This window comes from uncultured Oceanicoccus sp. (assembly GCF_963968385.1).
In the GTDB taxonomy this organism is placed as follows: Bacteria; Pseudomonadota; Gammaproteobacteria; order Pseudomonadales; family Dasaniaceae; genus Oceanicoccus.
Genome location: NZ_CAXAHB010000045.1, coordinates 1 through 15,880 on the forward strand (window position 1 = coordinate 1; position 15,880 = coordinate 15,880).

Below are 15,880 nucleotides of genomic sequence, written 5' to 3' on the forward strand. Positions count from 1 at the left end.
ACAATGACAATGACAATGACAATAAGCTAAATCTTATCAACTCAAAGGATTAAGCACTTATGCTGGCAGATTATTCGCTGCTATTGATCGGAGCTATTCTGGTCAACAATTTTGTCTTGGTACAGTTCCTCGGGCTGTGCCCGTTTATGGGTGTCTCCAATAAACTGGAAACCGCCATCGGTATGTCCAGTGCTACCACCTTTGTGCTGACCCTTGCCTCTATCGTCAGCTGGATAACCTATGAATGGCTGCTATTACCACTGGGCTTGGAATATCTAAAAACCATTTCCTTTATTTTAGTCATTGCCGTTGTCGTGCAATTTACCGAAATGGTTGTGCGCAAAAGCAGTCCTATGCTGTATAAAGTGCTCGGCATATTTCTGCCCTTGATCACCACCAACTGTGCCGTACTCGGTGTTGCCCTGCTCAATATCAACAAACAGCATAACTTTGTTGAATCTGTCTTTTATGGTTTTGGTGCAGCCTTAGGCTTTTCGTTAGTGTTGGTGCTGTTTGCCGCCATGCGTGAACGACTTGCCGTAGCCGATGTACCCACCCCCTTTAAAGGCGCAGCCATCGGCATGATTACCGCCGGCTTAATGTCATTGGCCTTTATGGGCTTTGCAGGATTGGTCTAGTAACCGGTGATTGAATTAATTAACCAACAGCCCTTTGCCGCTGCCATTATCGCCCTAGTAATTCTGGGCGTACCCTTTGGCGCGCTGCTAGGTTTCGCTGCGGTCACCTTTAAAACCGAAGGTGACCCGATTGCCGATCAGGTAGAAGCCTTATTACCGCAAACCCAATGCGGTCAATGCAGCTTTCCCGGTTGTCGTCCCTACGCCGAGGCGATTGCCAATGGTGAAGCGATCAATAAATGCCCTCCCGGCGGTGAAACCACCATTCAAGCCCTAGCGGATTTACTGGATATCGAGGCCATACCGCTGGATGCAGAACACGGTGAAGAAAATAGTAAAACCGTGGCCTATATCCGTGAAGATGAATGCATTGGCTGCACCAAATGTATTCAGGCCTGTCCCGTTGATGCCATCTTGGGTGCCGCCAAACAAATGCATACCATTATCGCCAGCGAATGTACCGGCTGTGATCTCTGCGTAGAACCCTGCCCAGTAGATTGTATTGATATGTTACCGATAGCAACCACCGTACAAACCTGGAGTTGGAATTTACCCAATGCTACTGATGTGATTGCCACGGATAAAAATAACAGTAATGAGGTGGCAGCGTGAACACTTCAATCGCCCGAAAAGTTTGGGATTTTCACGGCGGTGTTCACCCGCCAGAAAATAAAACGCAGTCCAATCGACTAGCGATTACCAGCGCCGGCATACCCGGACAATTAGTCTTTCCACTATCACAACATATCGGCGCCCCAGCAACACCAATTGTGACTGTTGGCCAACGAGTATTAAAAGGCGAAATGATTGCCGAAGCCAAGGGTTTTGTCAGCGTACCCGTTCATGCGTCGACCTCGGGTGAAGTGATTGCTATTGAACATCGCAGTATTGCTCACCCATCAGGCATGACAGCTCCTTGTATTATTATTCAGGCCGACGGCAACGATCAGTGGATAGAACATAGCGGTATTAAAGACTATACCAGCGTCGATAAAAGCGAATTACTTAACCGCATTCGTCAGGCCGGTATTGCCGGCATGGGTGGCGCCGGTTTTCCTGCAGCGGTAAAACTCGGCACCGGTGACGATCAAGTGATAGAAACATTGATTATTAACGGCACTGAATGTGAACCCTATATCACCGCTGATGATATGTTGATGCGGGAACGCGCCGACGACATTATTGCTGGCGCTAATATTCTAAAGCACCTGATCCAGCCCACCCAAGAAACCATTATTGGGGTTGAAGATAATAAACCTGAAGGCATTGCCGCCTTACAACAAGCGGCTGAAGGTTCTGGTATTGAGATTGTCAGTTTCCCTACCAAATATCCTTCAGGTGGTGAAAAACAACTGATACAAATTCTCACCGGCAAGGAAGTGCCCTCCGGTGGTCTACCCGCTGAAGTCGGTATTGTTTGCCAAAATCTGGGAACCACCGTGGCGATCTATCGCGCCATACAATGGGGCGAGCCATTAATTTCCCGTATTACCACCGTCACTGGTGATGCCTGTGAACAAAACCGTAACTATGAAGTGCTATTGGGCACACCCATTAGCCATCTGTTAGAGCTTGCCGGTTACCAACAGAAAAACAGCTCACGCTTAATTATGGGTGGGCCAATGATGGGCTTTACGCTGGACAGTGAAACCGTGCCGGTAGTTAAAACCACCAACTGCATCTTGGCCCCCAGCCAAAAAGAAATGCCACCACCTACACCTGCACAGGCCTGCATCCGTTGCGGCCTATGTGCAGAAGCCTGTCCGGTATCTCTGCTGCCACAACAAATGTACTGGTTTGCTCGCGGCAAAGAATATGAAAAGCTGGAAGCCCACAACTTAATGGACTGTATTGAGTGCGGCGCCTGTTCTTTTGCCTGCCCTAGCAATATTCCACTGGTGCAATATTATCGCGCCTCCAAAGCGGATATTCGTCAGCAAAAAGACGATGCTATCAAAGCCGAACAATCCAAGGCACGCTTCGAAGCTCGCCTACAACGTATTGAACGGCAGGAAGCGGAAAAAGAAGCCAAACGCAAAGCTCGTAAAGCGGCAGCAGAAGCACGCGCTGCCGGCAATGCCCAAGCTGGCAAAGTCGATGCGGTACAAGCAGCCGTTGAACGCGCCAAAGCTAAAAAAGCCGCTGCCGACCCAGCACAGGCTGCTATTGAAAAGGCTATGGCAAAACGTGCCGGCAGTGCTCCATCGGCCCCCACGCAAGCAAGTCTTGAAGCAGCACTGGCCAGCATTGAAAAACGTTTGGTGACGGCAAAAGAAAAATTACAACAGGCCACGCAACAAGGCTCCGATAAAATAGAGGCTTTGCGCATCGGGGTAGAAAAAACTGAAGCCAAGTATCAAACCGCTAAAACAGCCTTAGATGAATTTATCGCCAATAATCCGGCCTTGAATAACAGCGCCGATCCCGCGCAACTGGCCATTCAGCGCGCTGAACAAAAAACACCACGGGCTATGGCCTCAGGTGATGCCGCGCAAGATGCTATCGCCCGCGCATTGGCAAAACGTGAAGCAGCATCATCCATGAGCGATGAAGAACGCTTGCTCAATGCCATTAATGCTTTAAGCAAACGCGTTGAAAAAACCCGTGAAAAACTGACGATCGCACAGGCAGAAGGCAGTGATACCGTTGATATCCTGATGCAAACGCAAACCAAACTGGCAGAAAAACTAGCCGATGCTCAGCAAGCCTACGACGAATACAGACAGAACAATTAATTATGGCATTGTTTAAAGTTACATCACCCCATGCTACCGACCCGCTTAATACAGCCCGGGTGATGCAATTAGTATTGCTGGCAACTATCCCCGGAGTTTTGGCGCTAAGCTGGCACTTTGGTTGGGGGGTGTTGGTTAATATCGCTTTTGCCTCTGCAGTGGCTCTGGCTGCAGAAGCACTGGCTCTCACTCTACGCAAACGACCTCTGGGATTTTATCTCGGCGATTACAGTGCACTGGTGACCGCTGTATTACTGGCTATTGCCATGCCTGCCTACTCACCTTGGTGGTTAATCGCAGTCGGGGTCGGTTTTGCCATTTTAATTGCCAAGCACCTTTATGGCGGTATGGGTTATAACCCTTTTAATCCGGCAATGGTCGGTTATGTGGTACTACTGATTTCTTTTCCGGTGGAAATGACTACATGGGCAGCACCGCGTCAGGCTTTTGCCGGTGAGCTACCTAGCTTACTAGATTCGATTAGCGTTTTATTTGTTGGCCGTGAGGCCATTGCCGTCTTTACCGTTGACGGCATTACCATGGCAACCCCGTTAGATATGGTTAAACAAAATAATTCACTGCTCATCGAAGACTTATGGCAGCAGTCACCACAGTTTGGCCAATGGGGCGGTTTAGGTTGGGAGTGGGCCAATCTTGGCTTTTTAGCCGGTGGTCTATTCTTATTATCACAACGAGTCTTTACCTGGCATGCACCGATTAGCATGCTGATATCACTGACTGTTGTGTCGGCGCTATTTTATGATGGCGGCAGTTCTGCCTCGGGCGGTTCACCACTATTCCATTTGCTGAGTGGCGCAACGATGTTGGGTGCCTTTTTTATCGTTACTGATCCGGTAACCTCAGCGGTATCCATTAAAGGCAGAATGATTTACGGCGCATTGATCGGCCTACTGCTTTATTTGATTCGTGTCTGGGGTAACTACCCTGACGCTATTGCCTTTGCTGTTTTGCTAATGAACTTTGCTGCGCCGCTACTGGATTATTACACTCAGCCAAGAACTTACGGGCATCAACCTCCCGGCGAACAAGGAGGCGAATAATGTTAGGCAAATCTATCGGTCGTAATGCGCTGCTATTAGGCTTGTTTGCTATTTTAAGTACCGCAATTATTGCCGGCACTTATCTGAGCGCCAAAGAGACGATTGATAAAAATATTCGCATGGCCGAAGAACGTGCCTTGTTAGAAATTATTCCAAAATCACGTCATAACAACTCGATGCTGGAAGATGCCCACCGTATTAATGACAGTGATAGCTTAGGATTGCGCTCAGAGAAACAATACTATATTGCCCGTCAAGATGGCGAGCCGGTAGCGGTTATTTTCCCCGCCACTGCCAGAGAGGGTTATACCGGCGATATTGATATGATTATTGGTATTAATATTGACGGCACGGTGGCTGGGGTGAGGGTTTTATCGCATCGCGAAACACCGGGACTGGGTGATGCCATTGATATAAAGAAAAGCCCATGGATTAATAGCTTTATCAATAAATCGCTAGTTAACCCTACCGTTGATCTATGGAAGGTTAAAAAAGATAAGGGCGTGTTTGATCAGTTTACCGGGGCCACAATTACACCTCGCGCCGTGACTAAAACGGTCTTACAAACATTGCAATACTTTAATCAACATCAACAGGCTATTCTTAAGCAGTCCATCACTATGGATGCCGAGGTCAAAAACTATGAGTGAGGTAAATTATAAAGAACTCTCTCTCAATGGCTTATGGAAAAATAATCCCGCCATTGTTCAACTGTTAGGTCTATGCCCCTTGCTAGCTGTTACCGGTACGGTAATTAATGCTATCGGCATGGGTCTGGCAACGATGTTGGTTCTGATTATTTCCAACGCCTGTGTTTCGTTAATACGGGGCATGGTTTCTGATGCTATTCGGCTGCCTGCCTTTGTGATGATTATTGCCGCAGCGGTAACCTGCACCGAATTGCTGATGCAGGCATATACCTATGAGCTCTTTCAAATTCTGGGTATTTTTCTGCCTTTGATTACCACCAACTGCGTTATTCTCGGTCGCGCTGATGCTTACGCATCTAAAAATTCGCTGCTACCAGCCATCTATGATGGTTTTATTATGGGCGTTGGCTTTAGTTTGATTTTAATTATATTAGGCGCCCTGCGAGAGCTATTTGGTACCGGCGCTTTGTTTAATAATATGGATTTATTGTTTGGTGAAGCTGCTGCCAACTGGAAGGTAGTGGTGTTCTCTGATTACAAACACTTTTTATTGGCCATTTTGCCGCCCGGTGCTTTTATTTTTACCGGCCTGATCATTGCTGTTAAAAACCTGATTGATGGCCAGATCAAACAGCGCCAAGATGCGCTCAAAGAAAAACCCGCCGCCGGCTCCAAACGGGTTCGTGTGACTGGCAATATTTCCTGAGGATTTTAGTCGCGCTTTTGATTGCGTCGTTGATTGCGTTCGTTTAACTGTTGCATAAAAGTTTGCAATTCACTATCCGCCCAAGCGGTTGCTTGCTGCTCAGAATCAAAGCCGGCCTGACTTTTAGTCACGGTAGTCTTTCTGGCGCTTACCTTGCGAATAATTTCAGCCTTCCAAGCGCCCTCTGCTTCCAGCACTTGAAAACTAAACTTTTTACTCTTTGACATAATCTGCATTGCCTATGCAATAGAGATAAAAACCTATTGCGCTAAAACATAAACGGCCGCCAGAAAAGACGGCCAAAAAGGGACTAAAGTATCGCTTTGGGATAAGAACCCAAAACCTTTAACACGCGAGAATAATCACCCAAACCCTCTAGAATGTGAGCAATAGTCTCATCATCTTGATGACCTTCAAATTCAATAAAAAACACATAGGACCAGATATCAGTACGGGAAGGACGGGTATCAATACGGGTTAAGCTAACCCCTGAGCTGTGAAAGGGTTCTAATAGCTTAAGCAAGGCACCGGGTTTATTATTGACTTCAACGATCAGCGAAGTTTTATCACTATCACTGGTCGGCACTTGTTCGCTTCCTATAATTAAGAAACGCGTGGTGTTATTGGCAAAGTCTTCAATACTTTTAGCCATTGTCATCAAACCATATTGCTCGGCTGCAATATCACCGGCAACCGCTGCAATCGTCGGATCATTTTTAGCCATTTTTGCTGCTTCTGCATTGCTAGAAACCGCGATACGATCAACTCCCGACCAGTTGTTATCCAACCAGTTGCGGGCCTGCGCTAAAGCTTGCTGGTGAGCACAAATGGTCTTAATGGTCTCTGAACTGGCCGTTTCATTGGCTAACAAATGTAGCTGAATACGCAACTCGACTTCACCACAAATTTTCAGTGGTGAATCCATAAAATTATCCAAGGTATGACTCACCATACCTTCGGTGGAATTTTCTACCGGCACCACACCATAGTTGCACTGACCGGACTCAACCTGTGAAAACACATTAGCAATACTGGGCTGAGGCAGGCTAATAACAGACTGACCAAAATGTTTGATGGCTGCCGCTTGAGTAAAGGTGCCTTCCGGCCCCAAATAGGCAACCTCCATAGGCTTTTCCAAAGCCAGACAAGCCGACATAATTTCACGAAAAATACGCGCCACGGTTTTACCTTCAAGCGGTCCGTTGTTGCGCGCTATGACGTTACGTAAAACCTGAGCTTCCCGCTCCGGCCGATAGAATATAACCTTGGAAATATCACCTTCGCCATTCTCAGCACTAAATGCTTGCAGCTTGGTTTCTGCCACACGCTCAGCGCACTCAGCACGCTGATTAAGCAACTGATGAATCTGCTGATCGATTGAATCGATTTCTTGGCGCAGTTGTTCCAGATCCTTTTTATCTGACATTGGCTTTAGGCTCTTGATTCAAAGTCTCTCATAAAGTCGATCAATGCATCGATTGCCGCTTCGGGTACCGCGTTATAAATACTGGCGCGCATACCACCGACACTGCGATGACCTTTCAGGTTTAACATACCGGCGGCTTCGGATTCGGCTAGGAATTGCTTATCCAAATCTGAATTAGCCAAGGTAAAGGGCACATTCATTAATGAACGACTGGCCACTTCAACCGGATTGGCATAAAAGCTACTGGCATCAATAAAATTATATAACTTATCCGCTTTTCGACGGTTAATGGTTTCAATCGCTGACAAACCACCTTGCGCTTTTAACCACTGAAAAACCAGACCGGCCAAATATAAACCATAGGTCGGTGGCGTGTTATACATAGAGTCGTTTTCAGCCGCGACTTGATAATCCAGCATGGTTGGACAGTGCGCACTAGCCTTGCCTAATAGATCTTTACGAACCACTACAATGGTTAAACCTGCCGGACCGATATTTTTTTGTGCGCCGGCATAGATCACACCAAACTGATTGACATCAATGGGGCGCGATAAAATCGTCGACGACATATCTGCCACCAGCGGCACATCGACTTCGGGTGTCCACAGAAACTCAACACCACCAATAGTTTCGTTAGGGGTGTAATGTAAATAGGCCGCATCTTGATTCAACTGCCAACTATCAAAAGCCGGGATCGTCGTAAAATTGGTGTCTTCGGCACTGGCAACAACATTAACATCAGCAAATCTTTTGGCTTCCTTGATCGCCTTTTTAGACCACTGCCCGGTATTGACATAATCGACAGCGGTTTTATCGCCCAGCAAATTCAGTGGCACAGACGCAAACTGGGTACTGGCACCACCTTGTAAAAACAGTACGGCGTAGTCGTCAGAAATAGCTAGCAACTCGCGAAAATCCGCTTCGGCCTGTTCGGCAATGGCTACGATCTCGGATGAGCGATGGCTCATCTCCATAATGGATAAACCGGCGCCCTGAAAATCAACCAGCTCAGCTGCAGCCTGTTGTAATACGGCTTCAGGTAGTGCAGCAGGGCCTGCACAAAAATTATACTTACGGGACATCAAATCAACCTCATTTATAAACAGAACGTCAGACTTGCAAACACAACAACAGCAGTCTGACGCACTTAAAACTATTGTTGGAATAAAGCGCCAGCGCTTCTATTCTTCTCCGGCGCTTTCTCCAGTATCTTCTACCGTGTTTTGATCAATGGCAGAAGCATCAGTAATCTCAGCATCATCAGTTGCAACGACAACTTCATCTGGCTCATCAATACGTTCAACGCCGACAACATGCTCGCCCTCTTTCAAGCGAATCACTCGCACACCCTGCGTATTACGGCCTAATACTGAAATCTCATCGGTGCGGGTACGAACCAAAGTACCCTGATCAGAAATCATCATCAATTCATCACCATCAAACACCTGCACGGCACCAATAATATTACCGTTGCGCTCAGAGGCCTGCATAAAGATCATGCCCTTATTGCCGCGACCCTTGGTGGCGAACTCGGTAAACTCAGTGCGCTTACCGTAGCCATTGACAGAAACCGATAACATACGACCATTCTCTTTAGGCACGATCAATGAAATCATCTTCTGGCCTTGCTCAAGACGAATACCGCGAACACCTTTTGCTGTACGACCCATGGCGCGAACATCGTTTTCATTAAAACGAACTGCTTTACCGGCTGAGCTAAACAACATGACATCGCAATCACCGGTGGTGACTTCGGTGCCGATTAATACATCACCCTCTTCCAACTCTAGTGCACGTAAACCGACACTACGCTGACGCGAGAAATCGGTTAGCGCTGTTTTCTTGACCGTACCGTTGGCAGTGGCCATAAAAATATAATGACCTTCAGTATATTCACGCACTGGCATAATCGAGGTAATACGCTCGCCTTCTTCCAATGGCAGTAAGTTAACCATCGGGCGACCACGAGCATTACGGCCCGCCAGCGGTATATGAAAGACTTTTAGCCAATACACTTTGCCGACATTGGAGAAACACAAAATCGTATCGTGGGTGCTGGCAATAATCAGATGCTCGACAAAATCTTCATCTTTTACTGCAGTTGCCGATTTACCCATACCGCCTCGACGCTGTGCTTGATAATCACTAAGCGCCTGCGTTTTGGCATAACCGCCATTGGAGATAGTGACAACACGATCCTCTTCGGCAATTAAATCTTCTTCGGTTAGATCGCGTAGTGATTCAATGATTTCTGAACGTCGCTCATCACCATATTCGTCGACAATCAGTTGTAGCTCTTCACGAATAATCCCCATTAACTTAACTGCATCGGCCAAAATACTCAGGTATTCAGTAATTTCGTCGAGTTTTTCCTGATATTCCTTCAGCAGTTTTTCATGCTCAAGGCCGGTTAGTTTTTGTAAACGCATATCAAGAATAGCTTGAACTTGCACCGGCGAAAGATGGTATTGACCATCAATAAAACCGAAATTTTCAGCCAAATCTTCAGGGCGAGAAGCCGCCGTCTGCGTATCGCCAGCACCGGCACGCTCCAGCATGGCCATTACTTCACCGGGCGCCCAGCTGCGAGCGGATAATTTTTCTTTGGCTTCTGCTGTGGTATCAGAAGCTTTAATCAGTTCGATCATTTCATCGATATTGGAAATCGCTACCGCCAAACCTTCAAGAATATGGCCGCGCTCACGGGCTTTTCTCAACAGGTAAACCGTACGCCGTGTTACCACTTCACGACGATGCAGTACAAAGTACTCCAGTAATTCTTTCAGGTTTAACAAGCGTGGCTGGCCATCGACCAAAGCGACGATATTAATCCCAAAAACATTTTCCAATTGCGTTTGTGCATACAGATTATTCAGGCAGACATCACCCATTTCACCGCGTTTCATTTCGATAACGATACGCATCCCGTCTTTATCTGATTCGTCGCGTAACTCGGCAATACCTTCAATCTTTTTCTCTTTAACCAGCTCGGCAATTTTCTCAATCAACCGGGCCTTGTTTACCTGATAAGGAATCTCACTGATAACAATGGTATCTTTGTTGGTTTTTTCATTGCTGATCACTTCTGCTCTGGCGCGGATATAAATACGACCCTTGCCGGTACGGTATGCCTGCACAATGCCGGCACGGCCATTGATAAACGCCGCAGTTGGAAAATCAGGGCCTGGGATATGCTCCATCAGCTCATCAATGGTGATATCGGGGTTATCAATTAGAGCCAAACAGCCGGTAACCACTTCATTCAGGTTGTGTGGCGGTATATTGGTTGCCATACCTACCGCGATACCGGAAGAGCCATTAACCAATAAATTGGGTATTTTGGTGGGCATAACGGCTGGAATCAGCTCGGTGCCATCGTAGTTGGGCACCCAATCCACGGTCTCTTTATCGAGGTCGGCCAGAATTTCATGGGCAATTTTGCGCATGCGAATTTCGGTATATCGCATAGCCGCAGCGGAATCACCATCGACGGAACCGAAGTTACCCTGTCCATCTACCAGCATATAACGCAGTGAAAACGGCTGAGCCATCCGCACGATGGTCTCGTAAACAGCCGAATCACCATGCGGGTGATATTTACCAATCACATCACCGACCACCCGGGCTGATTTCTTATACCCCTTGTTCCAATCGTTGTTTAGCTCGCTCATAGCGAATAACACACGACGGTGAACCGGCTTTAAACCATCGCGCACATCGGGCAAAGCACGCCCGACAATAACACTCATGGAATAATCGAGGTACGACTGTTTTAGCTCGTCTTCAATGTTAACCGGCAGGATTTCATGGTTTGCAATATCGGTTGATTCACCCATAGATAATGGCATTCCTAATTATTTTGGATTTGATCAGTTTTACGCCGTTGATTTCTATTTATTAGCTTAAATTTGGTAGCGATTTTACTGATAAAACGTCTATCTGAACGAGGCTAAAATCATACCATAAATCCATGCGATATCGACAGCCAAAAGGCGTCTAAATCGCGCTTAAATAGACTCTTTTTCCAGTCGATACAGGGCAATTACCGAGGAATCCGGTTATACTCGCCAACACACAAAAATACCAACAGATTTTCAGCGTTTCTATGAGCCATCCAACACCTCAATTGATCGATACTTTAATCAGCGCGCGCTGGATTATCCCGATTCGACCAGCAAAAACGGTATTGGAAAATCATTCTATTGCCATCGATGGCGGCAACATTATCGCCATCCTGCCAACAGACCAAGCCATGGCCCAATTTGATGCCAAGCATGGCATTGATCTGCCAACCCATACACTGACCCCCGGACTGATTAATGCCCATGGCCATGCTGCCATGAGCTTGTTTCGCGGTATGGCGGATAATCAACCACTACAAAGCTGGTTAGAACAGTTTATCTGGCCTGCCGAACAGCAATGGGTGGATGAAGAATTTGTGCGTGATGGCACTCAATTAGCGATAGCCGAAATGCTTCGCTCGGGAACCACCACATTTAGTGATATGTACTTCTTCCCCAATGTAGTGGCAAAAGCCGCTAGCGATGCGGGTATCCGCGCCCAGATTACTTTTCCGGTATTTAATTTTCCGACTATTTGGGGACAGAATCCGGACGACTATATTCGCAAAGGACTAGCGGTTCGGGATGACTTTAAGCACAGCGAGTTAGTGGATGTGGTGTTTGGCCCGCATGCAAGCTATACCGTTAGCGATGAAGGACTACAAAAGGTCGCCATGTTAGCCGCTGAGCTGGATATCAGTATCCATATTCATGTGCATGAAACGCAGCAAGAGGTGGATAACGAACTTAAACTGCACGGCCAACGGCCGCTAGCACGGTTGCATCATCTTGGTCTATTAGGCCCCAAAACCCAGTTAGTGCATATGACGACCCTCAGCGATGAGGATATCGCTATGGTGAAAGCCAGCGGTGCCTCGGTGATTCATTGTCCGCAATCCAATTTAAAACTCGCCAGCGGTTTTTGTCCGGTGCAAGTACTGATGGATCAAGGGATTACCATTGCATTGGGGACCGATGGTGCCGCCAGTAATAACAGCCTTGATATGTTTACTGAAATGCGTACTGCTGCCCTGCTGGCCAAAGCCGTAGCCGATGATGCTGCCGCACTGAATGACTGGCAAGCCCTAGAAGCCGCCACACTGGGTGGCGCCAAAGCCTTGTCCATCGATAGCAAGCTGGGGTCACTGGAAGTCGGCAAGCAAGCCGATATTATCGCCATTGACTTTAGTGCCATTGAGCTGCAACCGGTCTATGCACCGGTTTCACAATTGGTCTATACCGCCTGCGGCCATCATGTCAGCCATAGTTGGGTTCATGGCCGTCAAATTTTGGCTGACCGCCAGCCGGTAAATTTAGATCTTGCTGAAATTGCCGCCAAAGCGCAAAGCTGGCGTGATAAAATGATCAACACTCAACACTGATGACAAAAAGGTAAACCGTAGTGAATACATCGACTAATGTAGACCCTGCAGAAATCGCCAAATTTGAATCACTGGCCAACCGCTGGTGGGACAAAAATGGGGAATTTAAACCACTACATGAGATTAACCCGCTACGCTCAAACTATATTGATCAGCGCTCACCGGTAGCCGGAAAAAACCTGCTCGATGTCGGTTGCGGTGGCGGTATTTTATGTGAAGCCATGGCGCAACGTGGCGCTACTGTTAATGGCATTGATATGGGTGAAGCGCCTTTATCTGTGGCTAAATTGCATCAACTGGAATCCGGCGTAACGGTTAATTACCGCCAAATTACCGCGGAAGATTTAGCCGCGCAGGAAGCCGGCCAATACGACATTGTCACCTGCTTGGAAATGCTTGAGCATGTCCCCGACCCCGGCTCGGTTATTAAAGCCTGTGCCGCTTTGGTTCGCCCCGGTGGTGATCTCTATTTTTCTACTATTAATCGCAATCCAAAATCGTATTTGTTTAGCATTATTGGCGCCGAGTATATCTTGCGGCTACTGCCCAAAGGCACCCACGATTACCATAAATTTATTAAACCCTCGGAACTCGGGCACTGGATTCGCGAAGCCGGTTTACAGCTGCAGCATATAACAGGTATGACCTATAACCCTATCAGCAAAAAATACCGCCTCAATGAAGACGATGTAGCGGTTAACTATCTGGTTCATACCCGCAAGCCGGCCTAAGAATAAGCAGCTTATTTATGGCGACATCCCTCTCACTACAAGCCGTGCTGTTTGATCTGGATGGTACTTTAATAGATACCGCACCGGACTTTGCTGTGGTAGTAAATCGGTTACTAAAAAACCATGGTAAAGCTGAACTACCCTATTCCGCCATCCGCGCAACCGTTTCTCACGGCGCAAGAGCACTGGTGACACTGGCTTTTGATTTGCGAGAAGGTGACGATGGTTTTGATGCCTTACGGCAGGAGTTGCTCGATTTATACGGCCAACACTTATCGGTCAATACGGCACTTTTTCCCGGTATGGATGCATTATTACTATGGTTAGACAGCTGCAATATTCCCTGGGGTATTGTCACCAATAAACCTCGCCGCTATGCCGAACCGATTGTTGCGGATTTACGGCTTAGCGAACGCTGTAGCGTGATGGTATGCCCAGATGATGTAAGCCATACCAAGCCAGACCCCGAACCAATGTTTTTAGCCTGTGAACAGCTAGGTTGCGACGCAGAGCGCACCCTATATATTGGCGACCACCGTAGAGATATAGAGGCTGGCAAAAACGCAGGCATGAAAACTATAGCTGTTAATTACGGCTATATTGAAGCGGATGATCCCGCCGAAAACTGGCAAGCGGATTTCTATGTCGACCACGCCAGTGATATTCAAACACTATTAAGCCAACACTTTTCCTGTTAATCGATAACGGTATTCAGCATGCTCGCACCACACTTATATCAAGCGCCCGATCAGTTATTAAAACACCGCACTATTCTTGTTACCGGTGCCGGTGATGGTATTGGCCGTTGCGCTGCTATAACATTTGCCGCCCATGGTGCGACAGTGATTCTGGCGGGTAAAACCATCGAAAAACTGGAATCGGTCTATGACGAAATAGATCAAGCCGGCTACCCACAGCCCGCCATCTATCCTATCCATTTAGGCGGAGCGGTGATGGAAGATTATCAGCAAATGCATAACACACTGGAACAGGAATTTGGCCAGCTGGACGGTTTACTGCATAACGCCGGTATTCTCGGCGACCGTAAATCCGTGGCACAAACTGATAGCGAACAATGGTTGGAGGTGATGCAAATTAACGTCAATGCCAGCTTTATGATGACTCAGGCGCTATTACCTTTATTAGAAAAATCATCCGATGCCTCGATCGTTTTTACCTCGTCCGGTGTTGGTCGCAAGGGCCGTGCTTATTGGGGACCTTATGCCGTATCGAAATTTGCAGTAGAAGGTTTGATGCAAACGCTGGCGGATGAATTGGCTAATACCAGCCATATTCGGGTTAATTCTCTCAATCCGGGTGCTACCAATACTGGCATGCGTCATACTGCCTATCCGGCTGAAGATCCTTCAGTAAATCCTTTGCCTGAAAAAATTATGCCGCTGTATTTGTATTTGATGGGACAGGATAGCCAAGGGGTAAATGGGCAAGCGCTGGACGCGCAGCCCAAAGCTTAGGCCGCTATTGAAACAAACGTTTTAAATACCTATCGGTTTTGAGAGCTACAAATAAGATTAATTAACGTCGTGGGCGAGCGGAACGTTTGACACCGCGATTTTTGCGCTGCATGCGCTCTATGCTTGCCAGTTCTTTCGGCAGAATTTTTACCGGCTTTGGCGCATCCATAGAGACCATTTTATACAGCTCTTGCATCTCTTTGTGATTCATTTCTTGCCATTGCCCTTGTTTGAGTTTGGGGGGCAAAAATACGCTACCAAAACGCACGCGCTTCAAACGATTGACCTGAACCTCTTGTGATTCCCACAATCGACGAACTTCACGATTGCGGCCCTCCATTATGGCAACATAGAACCAGCGGTTGGCACCTGTGCCGCCACCGTCGACGATATCAGTAAATTTAGCCACGCCATCATCCAGCAAAACACCATCAAGCATACGCTGTATCATGGCCTCATCGACATTACCCAGCACACGACATAAATACTCGCGATCAATTTCTGAAGACGGGTGCATCAAGGCATTGGCTAATTCACCATCAGTGGTAAACAGTAATAGCCCGGTGGTATTAAAATCGAGACGGCCTACAGCAATCCAACGACTATCTTTCACTTTAGGTAAACGGTCGAAAACGGTGTTGCGGCCTTCGGGATCATTGCGTGAACAAATTTCACCTTCAGGTTTGTTATAGACCAGAACACGGCCAATATTTTCATCGGTGATTTTAACCAGATGCCCATCAACCGAGATTTTGTCGCGGCGGCTGGCGCGGTCACCCAGACGGGCAATGTTACCATTGACCTGAACCCGGCCGGCATCAATAACTTTTTCCATTTCACGGCGGGAACCAATACCCGCCTGAGCGAGAAGTTTTTGCAATTTTTCGCCAGCAGGAGCGTCAGTCATAACAAACGGCTTTAGTTAATAGTAAATGGAAGGGCAATTAGGCGGTAATATCGCTTTCGTCACTAACGATGGTTTGATCGATGGCTTCACTATCAACTAACTCGGCTT

Annotated in this window: 15 protein-coding genes; 10 read left to right on the forward strand and 5 right to left on the reverse strand. The window is 47.3% G+C overall.

The window, feature by feature from the left end; translation table 11 throughout:
* Positions 1–59: 59 nt before the first annotated feature.
* From rsxA to AACP44_RS06220, 6 genes are read left to right on the forward strand one after another with little or no spacing between them, the layout of a single operon-like run.
* Complete coding sequence (gene rsxA / locus AACP44_RS06195; protein WP_339339606.1) at positions 60–638, forward strand: electron transport complex subunit RsxA; 579 nt, start codon at positions 60–62, stop codon at positions 636–638.
* Between the two features lie 6 nt (positions 639–644).
* Positions 645–1,250 carry an electron transport complex subunit RsxB gene (gene rsxB / locus AACP44_RS06200; protein ID WP_339339607.1) on the forward strand — a complete coding sequence of 202 codons (606 nt, stop codon included), beginning with the start codon at positions 645–647 and terminating at the stop codon, positions 1,248–1,250.
* Entirely contained in the window at positions 1,247–3,373 is a 2,127-nt protein-coding gene (gene rsxC, locus AACP44_RS06205) for an electron transport complex subunit RsxC (RefSeq protein WP_339339608.1), read from the forward strand. The genes rsxB and rsxC overlap by 4 nt, the downstream gene beginning before the upstream one ends.
* 2 nt (positions 3,374–3,375) lie before the next feature.
* Positions 3,376–4,434 carry an electron transport complex subunit RsxD gene (gene rsxD / locus AACP44_RS06210; protein WP_339339609.1) on the forward strand — a complete coding sequence of 353 codons (1,059 nt, stop codon included), beginning with the start codon at positions 3,376–3,378 and terminating at the stop codon, positions 4,432–4,434.
* Positions 4,434–5,084, forward strand: a complete 651-nt coding sequence (rsxG, locus tag AACP44_RS06215) for an electron transport complex subunit RsxG (protein WP_339339610.1) — start codon at positions 4,434–4,436, stop codon at positions 5,082–5,084. Before rsxD ends, rsxG begins: the two co-directional genes overlap by 1 nt.
* Positions 5,077–5,790, forward strand: a complete 714-nt coding sequence (locus AACP44_RS06220) for an electron transport complex subunit E (RefSeq protein ID WP_339339611.1) — start codon at positions 5,077–5,079, stop codon at positions 5,788–5,790. The genes rsxG and AACP44_RS06220 overlap by 8 nt, the downstream gene beginning before the upstream one ends.
* A gap of 5 nt (positions 5,791–5,795) precedes the next feature.
* Here AACP44_RS06220 and AACP44_RS06225 read toward each other — a convergent pair whose 3' ends face one another.
* The 4 genes from AACP44_RS06225 to gyrA all read right to left on the reverse strand — a co-directional run bounded on the left by AACP44_RS06225 (position 5,796) and on the right by gyrA (position 11,052).
* Positions 5,796–6,017, reverse strand: a complete 222-nt coding sequence (locus AACP44_RS06225; RefSeq protein WP_339339612.1) for a DUF3622 domain-containing protein — start codon at positions 6,015–6,017, stop codon at positions 5,796–5,798.
* 83 nt (positions 6,018–6,100) lie between these two features.
* Entirely contained in the window at positions 6,101–7,216 is a 1,116-nt protein-coding gene (pheA, locus tag AACP44_RS06230; protein WP_339339613.1) for a prephenate dehydratase, read from the reverse strand.
* Positions 7,217–7,221: 5 nt separating this feature from the next.
* Positions 7,222–8,298 carry a 3-phosphoserine/phosphohydroxythreonine transaminase gene (gene serC / locus AACP44_RS06235; RefSeq protein WP_339339614.1) on the reverse strand — a complete coding sequence of 359 codons (1,077 nt, stop codon included), beginning with the start codon at positions 8,296–8,298 and terminating at the stop codon, positions 7,222–7,224.
* Between the two features lie 99 nt (positions 8,299–8,397).
* A complete protein-coding gene (gyrA, locus tag AACP44_RS06240; RefSeq protein WP_339339615.1) occupies positions 8,398–11,052 on the reverse strand; it encodes a DNA gyrase subunit A in 2,655 nt (884 codons plus the stop codon).
* Positions 11,053–11,321: 269 nt separating this feature from the next.
* Between gyrA and AACP44_RS06245 the strand changes: the two genes are divergently transcribed.
* From AACP44_RS06245 to AACP44_RS06260, 4 genes are read left to right on the forward strand one after another with little or no spacing between them, the layout of a single operon-like run.
* Positions 11,322–12,659 (forward strand): TRZ/ATZ family hydrolase, encoded by a 1,338-nt coding sequence (locus AACP44_RS06245; RefSeq protein ID WP_339339616.1) that lies wholly within the window; start codon positions 11,322–11,324, stop codon positions 12,657–12,659.
* 20 nt (positions 12,660–12,679) lie between these two features.
* On the forward strand, positions 12,680–13,390 hold the full coding sequence (gene ubiG / locus AACP44_RS06250; protein WP_339339617.1) for a bifunctional 2-polyprenyl-6-hydroxyphenol methylase/3-demethylubiquinol 3-O-methyltransferase UbiG: 711 nt from the start codon (positions 12,680–12,682) through the stop codon (positions 13,388–13,390).
* 17 nt (positions 13,391–13,407) lie between these two features.
* Entirely contained in the window at positions 13,408–14,088 is a 681-nt protein-coding gene (locus AACP44_RS06255) for an HAD-IA family hydrolase (RefSeq protein ID WP_339339618.1), read from the forward strand.
* Positions 14,089–14,106: 18 nt separating this feature from the next.
* Positions 14,107–14,865 carry a YciK family oxidoreductase gene (locus AACP44_RS06260; protein ID WP_339339619.1) on the forward strand — a complete coding sequence of 253 codons (759 nt, stop codon included), beginning with the start codon at positions 14,107–14,109 and terminating at the stop codon, positions 14,863–14,865.
* Positions 14,866–14,926: 61 nt separating this feature from the next.
* On the opposite strand, the gene rluB is transcribed toward AACP44_RS06260, so the two are convergent.
* Complete coding sequence (gene rluB / locus AACP44_RS06265) at positions 14,927–15,772, reverse strand: 23S rRNA pseudouridine(2605) synthase RluB (RefSeq protein WP_339339620.1); 846 nt, start codon at positions 15,770–15,772, stop codon at positions 14,927–14,929.
* Positions 15,773–15,880 lie beyond the last annotated feature (108 nt).

Bases quoted from the DNA above. Each gene is read 5' to 3' on its own strand.
- rsxA (WP_339339606.1), top strand. From the start codon at position 60: ATGCTGGCAGATTATTCGCTGCTATTGATCGGAGCTATTCTGGTCAAC.
- rsxD (WP_339339609.1), top strand. From the start codon at position 3,376: ATGGCATTGTTTAAAGTTACATCACCCCATGCTACCGACCCGCTTAAT.
- rsxG (WP_339339610.1), top strand. From the start codon at position 4,434: ATGTTAGGCAAATCTATCGGTCGTAATGCGCTGCTATTAGGCTTGTTT.
- AACP44_RS06220 (WP_339339611.1), top strand. From the start codon at position 5,077: ATGAGTGAGGTAAATTATAAAGAACTCTCTCTCAATGGCTTATGGAAA.
- AACP44_RS06225 (WP_339339612.1), bottom strand. From the start codon at position 6,017: ATGTCAAAGAGTAAAAAGTTTAGTTTTCAAGTGCTGGAAGCAGAGGGC.
- pheA (WP_339339613.1), bottom strand. From the start codon at position 7,216: ATGTCAGATAAAAAGGATCTGGAACAACTGCGCCAAGAAATCGATTCA.
- serC (WP_339339614.1), bottom strand. From the start codon at position 8,298: ATGTCCCGTAAGTATAATTTTTGTGCAGGCCCTGCTGCACTACCTGAA.
- gyrA (WP_339339615.1), bottom strand. From the start codon at position 11,052: ATGGGTGAATCAACCGATATTGCAAACCATGAAATCCTGCCGGTTAAC.
- AACP44_RS06245 (WP_339339616.1), top strand. From the start codon at position 11,322: ATGAGCCATCCAACACCTCAATTGATCGATACTTTAATCAGCGCGCGC.
- AACP44_RS06255 (WP_339339618.1), top strand. From the start codon at position 13,408: ATGGCGACATCCCTCTCACTACAAGCCGTGCTGTTTGATCTGGATGGT.
- AACP44_RS06260 (WP_339339619.1), top strand. From the start codon at position 14,107: ATGCTCGCACCACACTTATATCAAGCGCCCGATCAGTTATTAAAACAC.
- rluB (WP_339339620.1), bottom strand. From the start codon at position 15,772: ATGACTGACGCTCCTGCTGGCGAAAAATTGCAAAAACTTCTCGCTCAG.